22 protein-coding genes are annotated in these 20,089 nt (G+C 63.1%); 18 read left to right on the top strand and 4 right to left on the bottom strand.

What is annotated here, in order from left to right:
- The first annotated feature begins 4 nt into the window (after positions 1-4).
- The 8 genes from HX869_RS18170 (at position 5) to HX869_RS18135 (ending at position 7,779) form a co-directional block, all read left to right on the top strand.
- The gene (locus HX869_RS18170; protein WP_177019592.1) at positions 5-2,215 is read left to right on the top strand and encodes a chemotaxis protein CheA; all 2,211 of its coding nucleotides are present in this window, start codon (positions 5-7) and stop codon (positions 2,213-2,215) included.
- A gap of 49 nt (positions 2,216-2,264) precedes the next feature.
- The gene (locus tag HX869_RS18165; RefSeq protein ID WP_008434810.1) at positions 2,265-3,386 is read left to right on the top strand and encodes a chemotaxis response regulator protein-glutamate methylesterase; all 1,122 of its coding nucleotides are present in this window, start codon (positions 2,265-2,267) and stop codon (positions 3,384-3,386) included.
- The gene (locus tag HX869_RS18160) at positions 3,386-4,126 is read left to right on the top strand and encodes a flagellar motor protein (protein ID WP_177041436.1); all 741 of its coding nucleotides are present in this window, start codon (positions 3,386-3,388) and stop codon (positions 4,124-4,126) included. Before HX869_RS18165 ends, HX869_RS18160 begins: the two co-directional genes overlap by 1 nt.
- Positions 4,127-4,141: 15 nt before the next feature.
- The gene (gene motD, locus HX869_RS18155) at positions 4,142-5,029 is read left to right on the top strand and encodes a flagellar motor protein MotD (RefSeq protein ID WP_003210644.1); all 888 of its coding nucleotides are present in this window, start codon (positions 4,142-4,144) and stop codon (positions 5,027-5,029) included.
- A 51-nt stretch (positions 5,030-5,080) separates the two neighbouring features.
- Positions 5,081-5,869 carry a ParA family protein gene (locus tag HX869_RS18150; protein ID WP_003210643.1) on the top strand — a complete coding sequence of 263 codons (789 nt, stop codon included), beginning with the start codon at positions 5,081-5,083 and terminating at the stop codon, positions 5,867-5,869.
- Positions 5,870-6,020: 151 nt separating this feature from the next.
- A complete protein-coding gene (locus tag HX869_RS18145) occupies positions 6,021-6,824 on the top strand; it encodes a CheW domain-containing protein (RefSeq protein WP_177008378.1) in 804 nt (267 codons plus the stop codon).
- Positions 6,825-6,897: 73 nt separating this feature from the next.
- The gene (locus tag HX869_RS18140) at positions 6,898-7,383 is read left to right on the top strand and encodes a chemotaxis protein CheW (RefSeq protein WP_003210641.1); all 486 of its coding nucleotides are present in this window, start codon (positions 6,898-6,900) and stop codon (positions 7,381-7,383) included.
- Positions 7,384-7,779 (top strand): DUF2802 domain-containing protein, encoded by a 396-nt coding sequence (locus HX869_RS18135; RefSeq protein WP_003210640.1) that lies wholly within the window; start codon positions 7,384-7,386, stop codon positions 7,777-7,779.
- A gap of 33 nt (positions 7,780-7,812) precedes the next feature.
- Here HX869_RS18135 and HX869_RS18130 read toward each other — a convergent pair whose 3' ends face one another.
- The 3 genes from HX869_RS18130 to HX869_RS18120 all read right to left on the bottom strand — a co-directional run bounded on the left by HX869_RS18130 (position 7,813) and on the right by HX869_RS18120 (position 11,112).
- A complete protein-coding gene (locus HX869_RS18130) occupies positions 7,813-8,976 on the bottom strand; it encodes a hypothetical protein (protein ID WP_102604690.1) in 1,164 nt (387 codons plus the stop codon).
- Between the two features lie 226 nt (positions 8,977-9,202).
- Positions 9,203-9,532, bottom strand: a complete 330-nt coding sequence (locus HX869_RS18125; protein ID WP_177041440.1) for an EscU/YscU/HrcU family type III secretion system export apparatus switch protein — start codon at positions 9,530-9,532, stop codon at positions 9,203-9,205.
- The gene (locus HX869_RS18120; RefSeq protein WP_032899324.1) at positions 9,529-11,112 is read right to left on the bottom strand and encodes a flagellar hook-length control protein FliK; all 1,584 of its coding nucleotides are present in this window, start codon (positions 11,110-11,112) and stop codon (positions 9,529-9,531) included. The genes HX869_RS18125 and HX869_RS18120 overlap by 4 nt, the downstream gene beginning before the upstream one ends.
- A 252-nt stretch (positions 11,113-11,364) precedes the next feature.
- Between HX869_RS18120 and ccmA the strand changes: the two genes are divergently transcribed.
- From ccmA to HX869_RS18070, 10 genes are all read left to right on the top strand, one after another.
- Positions 11,365-11,946: a cytochrome c biogenesis heme-transporting ATPase CcmA gene (gene ccmA, locus HX869_RS18115; protein ID WP_372865463.1), complete on the top strand. Its 582-nt coding sequence runs from the start codon at positions 11,365-11,367 to the stop codon at positions 11,944-11,946.
- The gene (gene ccmB / locus HX869_RS18110; RefSeq protein WP_003210635.1) at positions 11,943-12,611 is read left to right on the top strand and encodes a heme exporter protein CcmB; all 669 of its coding nucleotides are present in this window, start codon (positions 11,943-11,945) and stop codon (positions 12,609-12,611) included. Before ccmA ends, ccmB begins: the two co-directional genes overlap by 4 nt.
- An 85-nt stretch (positions 12,612-12,696) precedes the next feature.
- Entirely contained in the window at positions 12,697-13,452 is a 756-nt protein-coding gene (locus tag HX869_RS18105) for a heme ABC transporter permease (RefSeq protein WP_003210634.1), read from the top strand.
- Positions 13,449-13,625 (top strand): heme exporter protein CcmD, encoded by a 177-nt coding sequence (gene ccmD / locus HX869_RS18100; RefSeq protein WP_008434788.1) that lies wholly within the window; start codon positions 13,449-13,451, stop codon positions 13,623-13,625. Before HX869_RS18105 ends, ccmD begins: the two co-directional genes overlap by 4 nt.
- Complete coding sequence (gene ccmE / locus HX869_RS18095) at positions 13,622-14,077, top strand: cytochrome c maturation protein CcmE (RefSeq protein ID WP_008434786.1); 456 nt, start codon at positions 13,622-13,624, stop codon at positions 14,075-14,077. Before ccmD ends, ccmE begins: the two co-directional genes overlap by 4 nt.
- 3 nt (positions 14,078-14,080) lie before the next feature.
- On the top strand, positions 14,081-16,069 hold the full coding sequence (locus tag HX869_RS18090; RefSeq protein ID WP_178903442.1) for a heme lyase CcmF/NrfE family subunit: 1,989 nt from the start codon (positions 14,081-14,083) through the stop codon (positions 16,067-16,069).
- Positions 16,066-16,602, top strand: coding sequence for a DsbE family thiol:disulfide interchange protein (locus HX869_RS18085; RefSeq protein ID WP_008434782.1), 537 nt, complete (start codon positions 16,066-16,068; stop codon positions 16,600-16,602). The genes HX869_RS18090 and HX869_RS18085 overlap by 4 nt, the downstream gene beginning before the upstream one ends.
- The gene (locus HX869_RS18080) at positions 16,599-17,072 is read left to right on the top strand and encodes a cytochrome c-type biogenesis protein (RefSeq protein WP_003210629.1); all 474 of its coding nucleotides are present in this window, start codon (positions 16,599-16,601) and stop codon (positions 17,070-17,072) included. Before HX869_RS18085 ends, HX869_RS18080 begins: the two co-directional genes overlap by 4 nt.
- The gene (ccmI, locus tag HX869_RS18075; protein ID WP_178903441.1) at positions 17,065-18,258 is read left to right on the top strand and encodes a c-type cytochrome biogenesis protein CcmI; all 1,194 of its coding nucleotides are present in this window, start codon (positions 17,065-17,067) and stop codon (positions 18,256-18,258) included. Before HX869_RS18080 ends, ccmI begins: the two co-directional genes overlap by 8 nt.
- A 15-nt stretch (positions 18,259-18,273) precedes the next feature.
- Positions 18,274-18,666 carry a hypothetical protein gene (locus tag HX869_RS18070; protein WP_008434777.1) on the top strand — a complete coding sequence of 131 codons (393 nt, stop codon included), beginning with the start codon at positions 18,274-18,276 and terminating at the stop codon, positions 18,664-18,666.
- Between the two features lie 185 nt (positions 18,667-18,851).
- Here the strand turns inward: HX869_RS18070 and HX869_RS18065 are convergent, their stop codons facing one another.
- Positions 18,852-20,051: an MFS transporter gene (locus tag HX869_RS18065; RefSeq protein WP_178903448.1), complete on the bottom strand. Its 1,200-nt coding sequence runs from the start codon at positions 20,049-20,051 to the stop codon at positions 18,852-18,854.
- Between the last annotated feature and the right edge of the window lie 38 nt (positions 20,052-20,089).

Genomic DNA, 20,089 nt, shown 5'->3' with positions numbered 1-20,089 from the left:
ACCCATGAGCTTCGGCGCCGATGAAGAAATCCTTCAGGATTTCCTTGTAGAGGCCGGCGAAATTTTAGAGCAACTGTCCGAACAACTGGTCGAGCTGGAAAGCCGACCGGATGATGCGAACCTGCTCAATGCAATTTTTCGCGGTTTTCATACTGTAAAAGGGGGCGCCGGCTTCCTCCAGCTCCACGAGCTGGTGGAGTGCTGTCACATCGCCGAGAACGTGTTCGACATCCTGCGCAAGGGTGAGCGGCACGTCGACTCGGAACTGATGGACGTGATCCTGGAAGCACTGGACGCGGTCAACGGCATGTTCAGTGAAGTGCGCGAGCGCGCACCGATCACTGCCGCCACGCCGGAACTGCTGGCCGCCCTGGCGCGCCTGGCGGAACCTGCGGCCAACGCTCCCGTGGTGGAAGCGGTGGCTGAGCCGGTTGCCGAGCCTGCGGGCGACGTGACCGACAGCGAATTTGAACAACTGCTGGACTCGCTGAACGCCGTCAAGGCCGAAGCCGAAGCGCCGGCAGCCAGTGCGCCGGCCATGGTGCCGACCACCGAAGACATTACCGACGCCGAGTTCGAGTCGTTGCTCGACCAGTTGCACGGCAAGGGCCAGTTTGCCCCGGACGCGGTGGCCGCAGCGCCAGCGCCAACGGAAGCCGCGGCGCCCGTCAGCAATGAAATCACCGACGACGAATTTGAAGCGCTGCTGGACCAGTTGCACGGCAAAGGCTCGTTTGCCGCCGAGGCTCTGCCGGAAGTCGCCGCAACGGCCGCCGCGCCTGCGGCGCCCGCTGCTGCGCCGGCCGCCGATGGACTGATCTCCGATCACGAATTCGAAGCCCTGCTGGATGAACTGCACGGCAAGGGCAAGTTCACCGAAGTGGTCGGCGCTGCTGCACCGGCTGCTGCCGCGGCTGTCGCAACACCGGCTCCTGCCGCCAAGGCTGCCGCGCCTGTCGCAGCGAAAGCGGCTCCGGCTCCGGCTCCAGCACCGGCCCGGGCTGCCGCGGCTGCCCCGGCCCCGGACAAGCAACCGGCCAGTGAAGCCGAAACCACCGTGCGGGTTGATACCGCGCGCCTGGACGACATCATGAACATGGTCGGCGAACTGGTGCTGGTGCGTAACCGCCTGGTGCGCCTGGGCCTGAACAGTGGCGACGAGGCCATGCAAAAGGCCGTGTCGAACCTCGACGTGGTCACCGCAGACCTGCAGACCGCCGTCATGAAGACCCGGATGCAGCCGATCAAGAAAGTCTTCGGCCGTTTCCCGCGCCTGGTTCGCGACCTGGCACGCCAGCTCAAGAAAGAGATCAACCTGGAACTGGTGGGTGAAGAAACCGACCTCGACAAAAACCTTGTCGAGGCCCTGGCCGACCCGCTGGTCCACTTGGTGCGCAACGCGGTCGACCACGGTGTCGAGACGCCGGAAGAGCGCGAAGCCTCGGGCAAGAACCGCCAGGGCAAAGTGATCCTGGCGGCCGAACAGGAAGGCGACCATATCCTGCTGTCGATCACCGATGACGGCAAAGGCATGGACCCCACGGTACTGCGCAACATTGCAGTCAAGCGTGGGGTGATGGACAAGGACGCCGCCGACCGCCTCACCGACACCGAGTGCTACAACCTGATCTTCGCCCCGGGCTTCTCCACCAAGACCGAGATTTCCGACGTGTCGGGCCGTGGCGTGGGCATGGACGTGGTGAAGACCAAGATCAGCCAGCTCAACGGCTCGATCAACATCTACTCGACCAAGGGCCAGGGCTCGAAGATCGTCATCAAGGTGCCGTTGACCCTGGCGATCATGCCGACCCTGATGGTGATGCTGGGCAACCAGGCGTTCGCCTTCCCGCTGGTCAACGTCAACGAAATCTTCCACCTCGACCTGTCGCGCACCAACGTGGTGGACGGCCAGGAAGTGGTGATCGTGCGCGACAAGGCGTTGCCGCTGTTCTACCTCAAGCGCTGGCTGGTGGCTTCGGCCAAGCATGAAGAGCAGCGCGAAGGCCATGTGGTGATTCTTTCCGTGGGCACCCAGCGTATCGGCTTCGTGGTCGATCAACTGGTGGGCCAGGAAGAAGTGGTCATCAAGCCTTTGGGCAAAATGCTGCAGGGAACCCCGGGCATGTCGGGTGCGACCATTACCGGTGACGGTCGGATCGCGCTGATTCTGGATGTTCCGAGCATGCTCAAGCGTTACGCCGCACGGCGTATTTGATTCGGCCCGGGCAGGGCGGTTGTCCCTCGCCCGGCCTAACGGAGTGTTTATGGTAGTCAAGGTCCTGGTGGTGGACGATTCGGGTTTCTTCCGCCGCCGCGTCTCGGAAATTCTTTCATCGGATTCCAATATCCAGGTGGTCGGCACGGCCACCAACGGCAAAGAGGCGATCGATCAGGCCCTGGCCCTCAAGCCGGACGTGATCACCATGGACTACGAGATGCCGATGATGGACGGCATCACGGCGGTGCGGCACATCATGCAGCGCTGCCCGACGCCGGTGTTGATGTTCTCTTCGCTGACCCACGAAGGCGCCCGGGTCACCCTGGATGCGCTGGATGCCGGCGCGGTGGACTTCCTGCCGAAGAATTTCGAAGACATCTCGCGCAACCCCGAGAAGGTCAAGCAGATGCTCTGCGAGAAGGTGCACAGCATCTCCCGCAGTAACCGTCGCAGCCTGTTCAGTGCGCCGGCGCCCGCACCCGTTACGCCGCCACCGGCCGCCCCGAGCACCTTTGGTCGCCCGGCGCCGGCACCGGTTGCGCGCCCGGCCGCCGCCCCGGTGCGTACGGCTGCGCCCGCCGCACATTCACCTGCGCCCAAGCGCAAGGCCTACAAGCTGGTGGCCATCGGTACGTCCACCGGCGGCCCGGTGGCCTTGCAGCGGGTGTTGACCCAATTGCCGGCGAACTTCCCGGCGCCGATCGTGTTGATCCAGCACATGCCGGCCGCGTTCACCAAGGCGTTCGCCGAGCGCCTGGACAAGCTGTGCCGCATCAGCGTCAAGGAAGCCGAGGATGGCGACATCCTGCGTCCGGGTCTGGCGCTGCTGGCCCCTGGTGGCAAGCAGATGATGGTCGATGGCCGTGGTGCGATCAAAATCCTGCCGGGTGACGAACGCCTGAACTACAAGCCGTGTGTGGATATCACCTTCGGGTCTGCGGCCAAATCCTACGGCGACAAAGTTTTGGCGGTGGTGTTGACCGGCATGGGCGCCGACGGCCGTGAAGGCGCGCGCCTGCTCAAGCAGGGCGGCAGCGCGATCTGGGCCCAGGATGAAGCCAGCTGCGTGATCTATGGCATGCCCATGGCCATCGTCAAGGCCGACCTGGCCGACGCCGTCTACAGCCTGGACGACATCGGCAAGCACCTGGTGGAGGCTTGCCTCTGATGGATGTATTGAGCCTGATTGGCATCATCATGGCGTTTGTCGCGATTATCGGCGGCAACTACCTCGAAGGCGGCCACCTGGGCGCCCTGGCCAACGGCCCGGCGGCGTTGATCGTGATCGGCGGCACCGTGGGCGCGGCGTTGTTGCAGTCGCCCATGAGTTCGTTCAAGCGCGCGATGCAGATCATCATCTGGATTATCTTCCCGCCGCGTGTCGACTTGCCGGGCGGCATCGACCGCGTGGTCAACTGGAGCCTCACGGCGCGCAAGGAAGGCCTGCTTGGGCTGGAAGGCGTGGCCGATGCCGAGCCCGACAGCTACGCACGCAAAGGCCTGCAACTGCTGGTGGACGGCGCCGAGCCGGAAGCGATTCGCAGCATCCTCGAAGTGGACTTCTACACCCAGGAAAGCCGCGACATCAACGCGGCCAAGGTCTTTGAAAGCATGGGCGGCTACGCGCCGACCATCGGCATCATCGGTGCGGTGATGGGCTTGATCCACGTGATGGGCAACCTGGCCGATCCGTCGCAACTGGGCAGCGGGATTGCCGTGGCGTTCGTCGCCACCATCTACGGCGTGGCCAGTGCCAACCTGGTGTTGTTGCCGGTGGCCAGCAAGCTCAAGTCGATCGCCCTGCGCCAGTCGCGTTATCGCGAGATGTTGCTCGAAGGCATCCTCTCGATTGCCGAGGGTGAAAACCCGCGCTCCATCGAATTGAAGCTCCAGGGCTTCATGGATTGATGGGAGGTATTTGTTGTGAGCCGTCGCCGCCGCGAGCCTGAAGAACACGTCAACCATGAACGCTGGCTGGTGTCCTACGCCGACTTCATTACGTTGCTGTTCGCGTTTTTTGTGGTGATGTACTCCATTTCCTCGATCAACGAAGGCAAGTACAAAGTCATTTCCCAGGCGCTGATTGGCGTGTTCAACGACGCTGACCGCGCCCTCAAGCCGATACCCATTGGCGAAGAACGCCCCAAGACCGTGACCCCGGCCAAGCCGCTGGTCAACGACAGCGATGAAACCGCCGCCGGCATCGGTGGCACCAGCGACCCGCTGAAAAGCATCGCCGATAACATCAGCGCGGCCTTTGGCGACCTGATCAGCTCCAACCAGATGACCGTGCGCGGCAATGAGTTGTGGGTCGAGATCGAGCTCAATTCCAGCCTGCTGTTCGCCAGTGCCGATGCAATGCCCAGCGACCAGGCGTTTACCATCATCGACAAGGTGGCGGCGATCCTGAAGCCGTTTGAAAACCCGGTCCACGTTGAAGGCTTTACCGATAACCTGCCGATCAGTACCGCGCAGTACCCGACCAACTGGGAGCTGTCTTCGGCCCGGGCGGCGAGTATTGTACGAATGCTCGCGATGCAGGGTGTGAACCCCGGGCGCCTGGCGTCGGTGGGTTACGGCGAGTTCCAGCCGGTGGCCAATAACGCCACGGCGGAAGGCCGTGCGCGCAACCGACGGGTGGTGCTGGTGGTGTCGCGCAACCTGGACGTACGCCGCAGCCTGACCGGTACCGGCACTGCCAATGCAACACCGGATGCCGCCTTGAAGCGGGCTGGCACACAAACTGCACCAGCGCCCGTAAAGGCGCCGGTTCGCGGGAGTGCCGTCAATTCTCCGTCACCGGCTCTATAACCCCATGCAATTTCTCGGTCGAGCCTGTGCCTGCCGGGAGGAACAATCCGAATGAGAGTCTGGGCAGTTGCCAATCAAAAGGGTGGTGTCGGTAAAACCACCACGTCCATCGCCTTGGCCGGCTTGCTGGCCGAGGCCGGCAAGCGTGTGGTCGTGGTCGACCTGGACCCCCACGGCTCCATGACCAGCTATTTCGGCTATGACCCGGATGCCCTGGAACACAGTTGCTACGACCTGTTCCTGCACAAGGGCAGCGTGCCGGCCGACTTGCCGGGGCAACTGTTGCTGCCTACCAGCAATGAAAAGATCTCGCTGTTGCCGTCCAGCACCGCCCTGGCCACCCTTGAGCGGCAGTCGCCGGGGCAGAGCGGCCTGGGCCTGGTGATCGCCAAGACCCTGGCGCAGCTGTGGCAGGACTTCGACTACGCGATCATCGACAGCCCGCCGTTGCTCGGCGTGCTGATGGTCAACGCCCTGGCCGCCAGCCAACAGCTGGTGATCCCGGTGCAGACCGAGCACCTGGCCGTCAAGGGCCTGGAGCGCATGGTCAGCACCCTGGCGATGATCAACCGCTCGCGCAAGCAAGCGCTGCCGTTCAGCATCGTGCCGACCCTGTTTGACCGCCGTACCCAGGCGTCCCTCGGCACCTTGCGGGTATTGCGCGATGCTTATCCGGACACTATCTGGCAAGGCTACATCCCGGTGGACACGCGCCTGCGGGATGCGAGCCGGGCAGGGCTGACGCCGTCGCAGTTCGACGGCAAGAGCCGTGGGGTGCTGGCGTATCGGGCGTTGCTCAAGCACCTGTTGTCCCAGCAACTTGTGGCGCAGGTGGCGTGATGGTCATAAACAGCCCTGTAGGAGCCTGGCTTGCCAGCGATGCAGACGCCGTGGTTTTCCTGACCAAACCGGCTCTCGATTCAAGTCCGGACACCCACAGGCCGATAACCTCTGAATACAGGGTTGATGGGGCTTGCGCGTGGGCATACAGATGAACCGTCCCGTTGATTTCAAGACCCGGCCGCAACTGGCGCTGGAGTCCTACCTGGACGCCTTGCTCCAGGACGCCACCGAGGACATGCCGGAACCGATTCTGATCCTCGATGAAGTCATCGAGCCTGAACCTGCTGCCCTGGACGAGTTTCAGTTGGCGGTCCTGGAAGAACAGGCCCGTGATGCGTTGGTGGTTCCCGTAGCCGTTCCTGTACCGGTTGCTGTGCCCGTCGAGCCTGTGGTGATTGCGCCTGTAGTGGTGGAGCCGGTGGTTGAGGTTCACCTCCCGCCGAGCATTACGCCGCAGCCGGTACAGGGCGACGGTCGCCCGGTGTGGGCTGCGGAGCCGTTCGAATGTTTGCTGTTCGATGTCGCCGGGTTGACCCTAGCCGTGCCGCTGGTGTGCCTGGGTTCGATCTACTCCCTGGAAGGCCAGGAGTTGACGCCGTTGTTCGGCCAGCCGGATTGGTTCCTCGGGATCCTGCCGAGCCAGCAGGGCAACTTGAAGGTATTGGACACCGCGCGTTGGGTGATGCCCGACCGCTACCGCGATGACTTCCGCCAGGGCCTGCAATACGTTATTTCGGTCCAGGGCTACGAGTGGGGGCTGGCGGTGCATCAGGTCAGCCGCTCATTGCGCCTGGACCCGAACGAAATCAAATGGCGCAGCCACCGTGGCCAGCGGCCATGGCTGGCGGGCACTGTGATCGAACACATGTGCGCATTGCTGGACGTTGCCGAACTGGCGGAGTTGATTGCCAGCGGCGCGGTAAAAGCCATGCCGCTGAACAAACGCACTTGATAACAAGCAGCAGCGCTACGGCGCTGCCCAAGAACACACACCGTAACCAACGGTATTTGAAGGGGTCTGGAGTATGAACAAGTCAGTGTCCGCACAAGGTCTGGTGGATGATCCAATCCTGCAATGGGTCACCTTCAAGCTGGACAACGAGTCCTATGGCATCAACGTGATGCGTGTGCAGGAAGTGCTGCGCTACACCGAAATCGCTCCGGTTCCGGGTGCCCCAAGCTATGTGCTGGGCATCATCAACCTGCGCGGCAACGTGGTGACCGTAATCGATACCCGCCAGCGTTTTGGCCTGGTGCCGACCGAAGTCAACGACAACACCCGCATCGTGATCATCGAAGCCGACAAGCAAGTGGTCGGGATCATGGTCGACAGCGTGGCGGAAGTGGTTTACCTGCGCCAATCCGAAGTCGAGACTGCGCCGAACGTCGGCAACGAAGAATCGGCCAAGTTCATCCAGGGTGTCTGCAACAAGAACGGCGAACTGCTGATTCTGGTTGAGCTGGACAAGATGATGAGCGAAGAAGAGTGGCAGGACCTGGAGAATATCTGATTGTTTCTTGAGGTAGCGGTGATCGTCCTGGCCATCCTTTGGGCCGGGACCCTGGGCTTCCTGCTGCGTTATGTTCGCCAGCAACGGGAATTGGCCACTCGACAAGTCGAGCGCGACGCTGTGCGCGACCGGCGGATCCTGGAGCTGGCCAAGCGGGTCGACCACTTTCAGCAAAGTGCGGTGCGTGTGGGTGATGAAGTGCACGAGCTGCGTTCGGTGCTGGCGCCGTTGCCGGACAAGCTGTCGGCACTCGAGCAGCGTGACCCGTCGAGCCTTTCATTCGCCCAGGCGGCGAAGCTGGTGGGCATGGGCGCCACGGTGGATGAGCTGACCCAGTCCTGCGGGTTGACCCAGGCTGAAGCGCAGTTGATGAGCCGGTTGCACAAGGACAGCTGAAGGTTACGAGCTGCAAGCGCTATTGCTTGCAGCTTATAGCCGGTGCCGGTTGCTCAGCCATTCGGCCATGGTCGAGTCCTCCAAAGCATATTCACCACGGTTGGCTTTCCAGACCAACTCCTTCTCCCGCAGCACTTCCAGTGCTTTCTGCACGTTTGGCGTGCTGGCGTTCGGCTCGACCTGGGCCTGTTCCAGCTTGCGGTTCACATCCTGGAAGGTTTTCTCCGCAAAAGGCGAGAACGCCTGCTTGCCCAGGGTTCGTTCGCCCATCACTTCAAGTACCGCCTGTTGCAGCGGCGAGAGGTCGTTGTAGGCGCTCTCGTAGTCGCTCCAGATGCCGGCCTGGTGATTGAGTGCCCCGGTCCTCAGCAACTCGCCAAGGTTGCTGGCCTCGCCAAGACCCACGCTCACTTCGGTCAGTAGTGTGTTGAGCATTTCCGGGCGCCGGCCAACGAGCTGGAAGGCATAGTCCATGTCCTCCAGGTTGAACTGGTTGGTCGCGGCCAGGCGCTGGTTCCAGAGGTCCGTCACGAACTCGACGAAATCCCGGCTCAACAGCGGGAACGGTGTGATGTGGGCGCCGAAGAACGGTTGTTTGCTCTTGAGTACCAGGTTGGCCAGTTTGTCCCGGCTGGAGCCGGTGAAGACCAGGCGCAGGCCATCGGCCGTGCTGCTGCCGTTGAGATGATCCCGTGCCGCCTTGAGGGCGAACATGGCGTTCACCCCGCCTTCGCTGTTGAGGGCGTGCTGGGCCTCGTCCACGATCAGCACGATCATTTGCCCCGAGACCTGGTGCAGCACGTCCAGGGCGTGGCTGAGCGTGGTGCCGGCGGGCAATTGCGGTTTGGTGAAATCCCAACTCAAGGTGCGCAGCAGGCTGATCTTGTCGATACCGGCCTTCTTGGCCGCTTTGCTCACTGCGCTTTCGAACTCGCCCAGGGCTTTGCCGATGGCGCCGGAGATCAGTTCGGCGGGGTCGACTTCGCGGTTCATCCACAGGTCCACGTACACCGGCAGCCAGCCCCGGGCCTTGCACTCGGGGATAAGGTCGTTGCGCAGGAACGTACTCTTGCCGGTACGGCGCGGAGCCGCGAGGAACATGCCGGAGCTGTAGTCGGCAAATGACTCGCCTGCCAGATCACGGGCGAGCGCTTCGGCGAGTAGCTTTCGACTGAGAATCGGGCGGGTAGGGCTCATGGGTTTATCCTGAACTATCGGGTTCGAGATAATCTATACCTCGAAAGATATAATTGCTATACACCACCCACCGCAACTGATCATTCCCACGCTCTGCGTGGGAATGCATCCCGTGACGCTCCGCGTCACCCCTGCGCAAGACTTGAACGTTGCAGCGCCGGTTGGACGCGGAGCTCCGAGGCGGCGTTCCCACGCAGAGCGTGGGAACGATCAGCCGGCTCCCACCTTAATAATCGTCGCCTCTTTCCGTCACATCCCGCTCCACCGGCCCCGCGTCCGGGTCGTAGCCCACCGGGAACTTGCCCTTCAGCGTCCAGGCAAACGCGATGATCTCGGCGACGGTGCGGTACAGCTCTTCCGGGATGCTGTCGCCCAACTCCATGCGTGCCAGTAATTTGACCAGCTCGGCATTTTCGTAAATCGGGACTTCGTTCTCCCGGGCCAGCTTGAGGATGGCTTCGGCCAGGGCATCGTCGCCCTTGGCGGTGAGGGTCGGCGCTTGTCGCCCGTCGTATTTGAGGGCGATGGCCTGGCGGGGCGGGTTGGGGGTTTTCATGCGGTTTCATCCACCCAGCGTTGTTCAAGCCCGGTTTTCGGGCCCCGTGGCGGGGTGCCGAGGTGGCAGTCGAGGTCGCCGACGTTGAGTCCCGACGACACCAGGCGCTCGCGCAGGCTGCCCAGGTGGCTTTCGATCAGGCTGGCGGTGAAGGGCCGGGTCGCCCACAACTGGCTCGACAGTTTGCCCTGGCTCAGTTGCGCCTGGACCTGCAACGGGCCGAGCGGCTCCATGTCGAGCGCCATTTCCACGCGCCAGAGCATTTGCTTGGGATCCTTGCTGTCCTTGCGTTCCGGCTGTTCCTTGTCGGGCGCCGGTTCTTCCCGCTGGAACTTGACCTGCAACGGCACGATGTCCTGCAAGGTGCGCATGGGGATTTCCAGCTGCCAGGTGGTCAAGAGCTTGCCGTCGGCGGTGGTACCGGTCTGCTCCAGGCTCGACAGCTGATGGCTTTGCAGGCGGGAGATGGCCCCGGCGGCCAGGCGCAGCAGGTTTTCCAGGTCACTTTCACCTTCCAGGCGTTGCATCAGCCGATCGGGCAGCGGAAAGCCTGCGGGCGCCTGCCTGGCGCCGACCTGGCCGAGGGTGCCCAGCGGGCTGCGTACGAAGCTGGGCAGCAATTGCGCCAGGGTGTTGGCAGCGAGGATCGCATTCAGATTGGTGCTGGCGGGCAGGGATGGCAGCAGGTCGGCGACGAAGCGCAGCAGCGCGCCTTTCATGTCCAGCGGCGGTATCTGCGGGTTTTGCCCGGCCAGCAACTTGGCTTCGAGGAAGGTCCCGCTGTTCTGGATCAGTTGCGCCAGCACCTTGGGGTTGCTGGCCTGGGCCAGGTCGGGCAGGCCGGCGAGCAAACGCTCGGCGGCGGCGCGCAGGTCGGCCCCGGTGCTGTCGCTGCTGGTCGCCGGCAGGCTTTGCAGCGCGGTGAATACCACGTCCAGCGAGCCCTGGCGGCTTTGCTGGGTGGAGAGTTGCTGGGCCACGGCCAATTGGTCCTGGCGCCCGCTCAGCGGTACAAAGCTCAAGGTCTGCGCACTTTGCACCACGGCGCTGAGCAGGCTGCCGACGCGCAAGGGCTGCGGGCTTTCGACGGTCAGGGTCGCGCCGCTGAGGACGTTATTGAGCACCGACACCAGTGAGCGATACACCACCGGCTGGTTGGCGCCCTGTGGCAGCGCCTGGGTGGTCAGCACCTTGCCTTGCAGCAGGGTGCCCACCGGTAACTGGCTGGTATCGATACGCGTCAGCGCGGCGACGCTGGAACTCAGGGCCTGCTGCAGGCTGATGGACAAATTGCCCGACGGCGTCTGGCTGACTTCCACCTGGGTACCCAGCGGCAGCGGCTGGCTGCTGCTGGCCTGCACCAGGGTTTGCCGGCCGCCTTCCAGGGTCAGCTTGAGCAGCAACTGAAACGCATCACCGCCTTGTTTCAGTGCCAGCACCTCGGCATTTACGGTTTTTCCGGGGTCGATCAGGCCGGTCTGCGGCTCCAGCAGTTTCAGCAACTCGCCCGCTGCAGGCGCGGGCGCAGGCCCGGCCGGAAGCGTCGGGGGGAGCGTGGGAAGATTGATCTCACCGGTCATCGTGCGCGCCGTCTCAGGGGAAATTGCCCTCTTTAGAGTAGGGCATCACATGTATAATGCCGCCCGTCTTCAAAGAGAGCGTTAAAAACAACACAACTGATTGATCCAGCTCTCTAAAAACGGTCGCCAAAGCAGTTAATGTGCATCTCTTTAACGGCCGTTCCACCGCCGACTTGAACCGTAAAGGCCCGCGATCTCTTGACCAGCCCTCTTCTAGAAGCCGTAGCGCTCGCCTGTGAACGTGACCTGCGGATGCTGTTCGAACACCTCGAACTGCGTCTGGCGGGCGGCGACATGGTGCAGGTCAGCGGCCCCAACGGCAGCGGCAAGACCAGCCTGTTGCGCCTGCTGGCCGGTCTGATGCAGCCGACGGCGGGGGAAGTGCGGCTCAACGGCAAACCGTTGCACGAGCAGCGCACCGAGCTGGCGCGCAACCTGATCTGGATCGGCCACGCCGCCGGGATCAAGGATGTGCTCACCGCCGAAGAAAACCTCAGCTGGCTCAGCGCCCTGCATCATCCCGCAAGCCGCGAGGCGATCTGGCAGGCCCTCGCCGCCGTTGGCCTGAAAGGTTTCGAAGACGTACCCTGCCACACCCTGTCCGCCGGCCAGCAGCGCCGCGTGGCCCTGGCCCGTTTGTATCTGGACGGCCCGCCGCTATGGATTCTCGACGAACCCTTCACCGCCCTCGACAAACAAGGCGTTGCCCAATTGGAAGCACACCTTGCCGCGCACTGCGAGCAGGGCGGCATGGTTGTCCTGACCACTCACCACACCTTGACGCGCATGCCCGCCGGTTACCGCGACCTCGACCTGGGCCGGTGGGCGGTATGAGTGTTTTCGCCCTGTTGGTCGCCCGCGAAGCGCGGTTACTCTGTCGCCGTCCGGCCGAATTGGCCAACCCGCTGGTGTTCTTCGCGATTGTGATCGCGCTGTTCCCGTTGGCGGTGGGCCCCGAGACTAAACTGTTGCAAACCTTGTCTCCGGGACTGGTCTGGGTGGCGGCGCTTTTGTCAGTCCTGCTCTCGCTGGACGGGCTGTTTCGCAGTGATTTTGAAGACGGTTCCCTCGAACAGTGGGTCCTTTCGTCGCACCCCCTGCCACTTCTGGTATTGGCCAAGGTACTGGCACACTGGGCGTTTTCCGGCCTGGCGCTGGTATTGCTCGCGCCGCTGCTGGCGATGATGCTGGGGTTGCCCACCGAATGCCTGCCGGTGTTGCTCCTTTCCTTGTTGCTTGGCACGCCGGTTCTCAGTCTACTGGGCGCCGTAGGTGCGGCACTGACCGTCGGTTTGAAACGCGGTGGCCTGTTGTTGGCCCTGCTGATCTTGCCTTTGTATATCCCGGTGTTGATCCTGGGCAGCGGCGCGTTGCAAGCCGCGCTCCAGGGCATGCCGGCGACCGGTTACCTCCTGTGGCTTGGCAGCCTGGCCGCCCTGGCGGTAACCCTGACACCCTTTGCTATAGCGGCTGGCCTGAAGATCAGCGTCGGCGAATAATGAGGTCTGGTTAAGCGATAGAACCTTAACCAGTAAAGACCCTAAGCTTCTCGCAACGACGAGAAGCAACCGTGATGGAAACAGCATGAACTGGACCTGGTTTCACAAGCTCGGCTCGCCCAAATGGTTTTACGGCATCAGTGGCAAACTGCTGCCGTGGTTGAGCATCGCCGCGGTATTGCTGATCGGCATCGGCCTGGTCTGGGGCCTGGCCTTCGCGCCGCCGGACTATCAGCAAGGCAACAGCTTTCGCATCATCTACATCCACGTGCCTGCCGCGATGCTGGCCCAGTCCTGCTACGTGATGCTGGCGGTGTGCGGCATCGTCGGCCTGGTGTGGAAGATGAAACTGGCGGACGTCGCCCTGCAATGCGCCGCGCCCATCGGTGCCTGGATGACCGCCGTGGCGCTGGTCACCGGCGCGATCTGGGGCAAGCCGACCTGGGGTTCGTGGTGGGTATGGGATGCGCGACTCACCTCGATGCTGATCCTGCTGTTCCTGTACTTCGGCCTGATTGCCCTGGGCAACGCCATCAGCAACCGTGACAGCGCCGCCAAGGCCTGCGCGGTGCTGGCGATCGTCGGCGTGATCAACATCCCGATCATCAAATACTCGGTGGAGTGGTGGAACACCCTGCACCAGGGCGCCACCTTCACCCTCACCGAAAAGCCGGCAATGCCCGTGGAAATGTGGGCGCCGCTGCTGCTGATGGTGCTGGGGTTCTACTGCTTCTTCGGCGCCGTGCTGCTGCTGCGCATGCGCCTCGAAGTGCTCAAGCGTGAAGCCCGCACCAGTTGGGTCAAGGCCGAAGTGCAAAACAGCCTGGGAGCCCGTGGATGAGCTTCAACTCTTTCAGTGATTTTCTCGCCATGGGCCATCACGCCCTGTACGTCTGGACGGCCTATGGCATTTGCCTGGCGGTGCTGGCCCTCAACGTCGCCGCGCCGATCCTGGCCCGCAAGCGTTACCTGCAACAAGAGGCGCGTCGTTTGCGCCGGGAGACCGAAAAGTGAATCCGCTGCGTAGAAAGCGTCTGTTGATCATCCTGGCCATCATGGCCGGTGTCGGCATTGCCGTGACCCTGGCCCTGAGCGCCCTGCGGGAGAACATCAACCTGTTCTACACCCCGACCCAGATCGCCAACGGCGAAGCGCCGCTGGACACCCGAATCCGTGCCGGTGGCATGGTCGAGAAAGGCTCGTTGCAACGCTCCGGCGACTCCCTGGACGTCAAGTTCATCGTCACCGACTTCAACAAATCCGTGACCATTACCTACCGCGGCATCCTCCCGGACCTGTTCCGCGAAGGGCAGGGCATCGTCGCCCTCGGCAAGCTCAACGCCGACGGCGTGGTAGTGGCCGACGAAGTGCTGGCCAAGCACGATGAAAAATACATGCCGCCGGAAGTCACCAAGGCCCTCAAAGACAGCGGCCAATCCGCCCCGACCCCCGCCAAGGAGGGCTAAGTCATGACGTCCGCACTGTTTATTCCGGAGCTGGGCCAGCTGGCGATGATCCTCGCCCTGTGCTTTGCCATCGTCCAGGCCGTGGTCCCGTTGCTGGGCGCCTGGCGCGGTGACCGCCTGTGGATGAGCCTGGCCCAGCCGGCTGCCTGGGGCCAGTTCGCCTTTCTGGTATTCGCCTTCGGTTGCCTGACCTACGCCTTCATGACCGACGACTTTTCTGTCGCCTACGTCGCCAATAACTCCAACAGCGCCTTGCCCTGGTACTACAAGTTCAGCGCCGTGTGGGGCGCCCACGAAGGTTCGTTGCTGCTGTGGGCATTGATCCTCGGCGGCTGGACCTTTGCCGTCTCGATCTTCTCCCGCCAACTGCCGCAAGTGATGCTGGCCCGGGTGCTGGCGGTGATGGGCATGATCAGCATCGGCTTCCTGCTGTTCCTGATCATGACCTCCAACCCGTTCACCCGCATCCTGCCGCAGATCCCGGTCGACGGGCACGACCTCAACCCGCTGCTGCAAGACATCGGCCTTATCGTGCACCCGCCGATGCTCTACATGGGCTACGTCGGTTTCTCGGTCGCCTTCGCCTTCGCCATCGCCGCCTTGCTCGGCGGGCGTCTCGATGCCGCCTGGGCGCGCTGGTCGCGGCCGTGGACCATCGTCGCCTGGGCATTCCTCGGCATCGGCATCACCCTGGGCTCGTGGTGGGCCTACTACGAACTCGGCTGGGGCGGCTGGTGGTTCTGGGACCCGGTGGAAAACGCCTCCTTCATGCCCTGGCTGGTGGGCACCGCGCTGATTCACTCGCTGGCAGTCACGGAAAAACGCGGCGTGTTCAAAAGCTGGACCGTGTTGCTGGCCATCGCCGCGTTTTCCCTGAGCCTGCTGGGTACGTTCCTGGTGCGTTCCGGCGTACTGACCTCGGTGCACGCGTTTGCCTCCGACCCGGAGCGCGGCGTGTTCATCCTGATCTTCCTGCTGTTCGTGGTCGGCGGTTCGCTGACGCTGTTCGCCCTGCGTGCGCCAGTGGTCAAGAGCCACGTGGGCTTCAACCTCTGGTCCCGGGAAACCCTGCTGCTGGGCAATAACCTGGTGCTGGTGGTGGCGGCCTCGATGATTCTGCTCGGTACCCTGTACCCGCTGGTGCTGGATGCCCTGAGCGGCGCCAAGCTGTCCGTCGGCCCGCCGTACTTCAACGCGCTGTTCATCCCGTTGATGGCGCTGCTGATGGTGGTGATGGCGGTCGGCGTACTGGTGCGCTGGAAAGACACCCCGGTGAAATGGCTGGTGGGCATGCTCACCCCGGTACTGCTGGGCAGCGCCGCGCTGGCCGTGATCGCCGGTATTGCCTACGGCGACTTCAACTGGGCCGTGCTTGCCACCTTCATGCTCGCGGCCTGGGTATTGCTGGCCGGTGTACGCGACCTGATCGACAAGACCCGCCACAAAGGTTTGATCAAAGGCTTGCCGACCATGACCCGCAGTTACTGGGGCATGCAGGTCGCCCACATCGGCATCGCCGTGTGCGCCCTGGGTGTGGTGTTGTCCAGCCAGAACAGCGCCGAGCGCGACCTGCGCCTGGCCCCCGGCGAGTCCATGGACCTGGCCGGCTATCACTTCATTTTCGAAGGCGCCAAGCACTTCGAAGGGCCGAACTTCACCTCCGACAAAGGCACCGTACGCGTTGTGCGCAACGGTAAGGAAATCGCCGTGCTGCACCCGGAAAAACGCCTGTACACCGTGCAAAGTTCGATGATGACAGAAGCCGGGATCGACGCCGGTTTCACCCGCGACCTCTACGTCGCCCTGGGTGAACCGTTGGGCGATGGCGCCTGGGCCGTGCGGGTCCACGTCAAACCGTTTGTGCGCTGGATCTGGTTCGGCGGCCTGCTCACCGGCTTCGGTGGTTTGCTGGCAGCGATGGACCGGCGCTACCGGGTCAAGGTCAAGAGCCGGGTGCGTGAAGCCCTCGGTGTGCAAGGAGCGGCGGTATGAAGCGTTGGTTGATGGTGTTACCGCTGGCGGCGTTTCTGGTGGTGGCGGTGTTCCTGTATCGCGGGCTGTACCTGGACCCGGCCGAGCTGCCGTCGGCCATGATCGGCAAGCCATTTCCGGCGTTCTCGCTGCCGACGGTGCAGGGCGACAAAACCCTGACCCAGGCTGACTTGCTGGGCAAACCGGCACTGGTCAACGTGTGGGGCACCTGGTGCATTTCCTGCCGCGTGGAGCATCCGGTGCTGAACAAGCTGGCGGAGAAGGGCGTGGTGATCTACGGCATCAACTACAAGGACGACAATGCTGCCGCCCTGAAGTGGCTGGCGGAATTCCACAACCCGTACCAGCTGGATATCCGCGACGAAGACGGCAACCTCGGACTGAACCTCGGCGTATACGGCGCCCCGGAAACCTTCTTCATCGATGCCAAGGGCGTGATCCGCGACAAGTACGTGGGCGTGATCGACGAAGTGGTGTGGCGCGAGCAACTGGCCGCCAAGTACCAGGCACTGGTGGACGAGGCCAAGCCATGAAACGTTGGTTAGCCGCCGCTGTGTTGGGCTTGAGCATGGTCGGCGTGGCCCACGCCGCCATCGACACCTACGAATTTGCCAAGGACGGAGACCGCGAGCGTTTTCGCGAGCTGACCAAGGAGCTGCGCTGCCCCAAGTGCCAGAACCAGGACATCGCCGATTCCAATGCACCGATCGCCGCCGACCTGCGCAAAGAGATTTTCCGCATGCTCGGCGAGGGCAAGGACAATCAGCAGATCATCGACTTCATGGTGGACCGCTACGGTGACTTCGTGCGCTACAAGCCGGCGCTCACCGGCAAGACTGCGCTGCTGTGGTTCGGCCCCGCCGGGTTGTTGCTCACAGGCTTAGTCGTTATGGCGGTGATTGTGCGCCGCCGTCGTGTCGCCCCGGCCGATGGCTCGGACTCGCTTTCCGTCGATGAGCGTCAACGCCTCGACCAACTGCTGGACAAAAAAACTGATGATTGATTTCTGGCTCGCAGCAGGTCTGCTGCTTCTGATTGCCTTGAGTTTCCTGCTGATCCCGGTGTTACGCGGCCGCCGTGCCCAGCGTGAAGAGGATCGCACTGCATTGAACGTGGCGCTGTACCAGGAACGCGTGGCGGAACTGCAAACCCAGCAGACCGAAGGCGTGCTGGATGCGGCCCAGCTGGACAGCGGGCGCGCTGAAGCGGCCCGTGAGTTGCTGGCGGATACCGAGGGTGTGGAAAAGCCCCGGGAATCGCGCCTCGGCAAACCGTTGCCGTTGCTCGCGGCGTTTCTGGTGCCGGTGCTGGGCGTGGCGCTGTACCTGCATTACGGTGCCAGCGACAAGGTCGAACTGACCCGCGAATTCTCCCAGCCGCCGGTGTCCATGGAAGACATGACCCGCCGCCTGGAGCGCGCCGCAGCGGCCCAGCCGGATTCGCCGGAAGGCCTGTACTTCCTCGGTCGCGCCTACATGGCCCAGGACCGTTCCGCCGATGCGGCGAAAATCTTCGAGCGCACCGTGGCCCTGGCCGGTCGCCAGCCCGAGTTGCTCGGCCAGTGGGCCCAGGCCCAGTACTTTGCCGACAACAAACAGTGGTCGCCCAAGGTCCAGGCCCTGACCGACGAAGCACTGAAACTCGATCCGAAAGAAGTCACCAGCCTCGGCCTGCTGGGGATCGCCGCCTTTGAAGGCCAGCGTTATCAGGAAGCGATCGACTACTGGAACCGCCTGCTGGCGCAACTGCCACCGGACGACAATTCCCGTGCCGCGCTGCAAGGCGGGATCGACCGGGCCGCCGAGAAGCTCAAGGAGAGTGGCGGCAGCGTGGCGCCCGTGAAGGCAGAAAAACAGATGCAAGTGCGGGTGGACCTGGCCGCCGATGTGAAGGCCAAGGCCTTGCCGACCGACAGCGTGTTCATCTTCGCCCGTGCCGTCAAAGGCCCGCCGGCGCCCCTGGCCGCCAAGCGCGTGACCGTGGCCGACCTGCCGATCACCGTCGAGCTGAGCGACAGCGACGCGATGATGCCGCAGTTGAAACTGTCCAACTTTCCCGAAGTCCAACTGGTTGCGCGCATATCCCGGGCAGGTGTTCCCACAGCTGGCGAGTGGATCGGCCGCAGCCAACCCCTGGCCAGCAGCACCACTGCGCTGCAGCAGCTGACCATCGACAGTCCGGACCAATAATTCGAGGAAATGCCCATGACCGCTATCGCACGTATCACCCTGCTCAGCCTGGTACTGGGGTTGAGTGCTTGTGCGGTCCATCGGCCTCCGTCGCCTACCGGGCCGACTATTCCACCGACAGGGCCGTCGACCCAGCCGAGCACCCAGCCCTCGAGCCCGGTGATCAAACCGTCGAAGCCGGTGCCGAGCTCCTCGCCGACCTTCGCACCGCCACCGGGTGCGGCCAGCCACTGGGACGGAAAGATGCAGGTGTACGTGCTGGACGAACAGCCGGATACGTTCTACCGCCAGCGCACCTACTACCGCTGGAGCAACGGCTGGAGCCGGTCCATCAGCCCGAACGGGCCTTGGGAAGAGACCGATGTCCATGGCGTACCGCCGGGGTTGAGCAAGCAGTACGCACAATGAAAAAAGGCGACCTTCGGGTCGCCTTTTTCATGGCTGGTTTGGAATACAGTCCACCCAACAACAAAGCTCAAATGTGGGAGCGGGCTTGCTCGCGAATACGGCGTGTCAGCCAACAAATCGGGCACTGATATACCGTATTCGCGAGCAAGCCCGCTCCCACATTTTGAATCTCGTTTGATTTGAAATTACGCCAGCTCCTCAGTCTGCCTGGGCGCGCTTGTCCAGTGGACCACCCCGGCAATCACCCCCAGCATCACCCCAAACTCCACAATCCCCATCCAGCCCAACCGCGACATCAACCAGCCGCTGACTGTCGCCCCCACCGCACCGCCAAAAAACGTCGCCGTCATGTACAAACTATTGATGCGGCCCTGGGCTTTCGGGTCCACCGCAAACGCCCGGGTCTGGTTGGAAACCAAGCCCGACTGCACGCCGATATCCAGCACGATCACCCCCAGCACCAGCAAGATAATCGAAGTCTCGGCACCCGCCAGCAGCAGGAACGCCAAGGTCACAATCCCGATACTCGCCCCAATCACCTTGCGCGAACCCAGCCTGTCGGAAGCCCGCCCACCGAGCGACGCCGCCAACGCACCCGCCGCACCGATAATCCCGAAGCCACCGGCCCAGGCACTGCCCAATTGCCATGGCCCATGAGCCAACAGTGCTGCCAGATTCACCCAAAACGCATTGAAGCAAGCCCACAACAACGCCTGCACCATCATTGATTGGCGAATCGGGCTGTTGTCGCGCATCAGCGGCCACAGCGAAGCCAGCAGGCGAGGGTAGGACAGGTTGGTGCTCGGCACGCCTTGTGGCAGCAGCCTGGCGGCACCGATCCACACCGGGATCATGAAGGCCGCCTCCATCGCGTACACCGCCCGCCAGCCATAAGTCTCACCGACTACGCCGGCGATCGTGCGCCCGAGCAGGATGCCGACCATGATCCCGCTGACCACCGTGCCCACATTGCGCCCGCGTTCGTGGGGCTGCGACATCACCGCCGCGAACGGCACCAGTTGCTGCGGCACACAGCTCACAATCCCCAAGCCGAAAGACGCCCCGATCAGCGCCCAGATGCCCGGTGAAAACGCCGCCGCCAGGGCGAAACAGAACGCCAGGGCGATCTGCCCCAGCACCAGCTTGCGGCGGTCAAAACGGTCGCCCATCGGCAGCAGCAACGCCAGCCCGGTAGCAAAACCCAGCAGGGCGGAACCGGCCACCAGATCCACGGTGGTCACGTCCACGCCCATGTCCGAAGCGATCAGCGGCAGGATCGGCTGGGTGCAGTAAATATTGGTAATCACCGCGCCGGCGATCACCGCCATCATGATGATCTTGCCGCGCGGCGCGACCGCAGGCGCTGTGGAAGGTTGGGATGTCATCGGCAGGCCACTCACGGCGCTCTCCTTCAATGCAGATC

The sequence above is a fragment of the Pseudomonas sp. P7779 genome, from assembly GCF_013386315.1.
In the GTDB taxonomy this organism is placed as follows: domain Bacteria; phylum Pseudomonadota; class Gammaproteobacteria; order Pseudomonadales; family Pseudomonadaceae; genus Aquipseudomonas.
The sequence above is the reverse complement of the archived record's forward strand: the minus strand, read 5'-3'. Positions and strand labels throughout refer to the sequence as shown.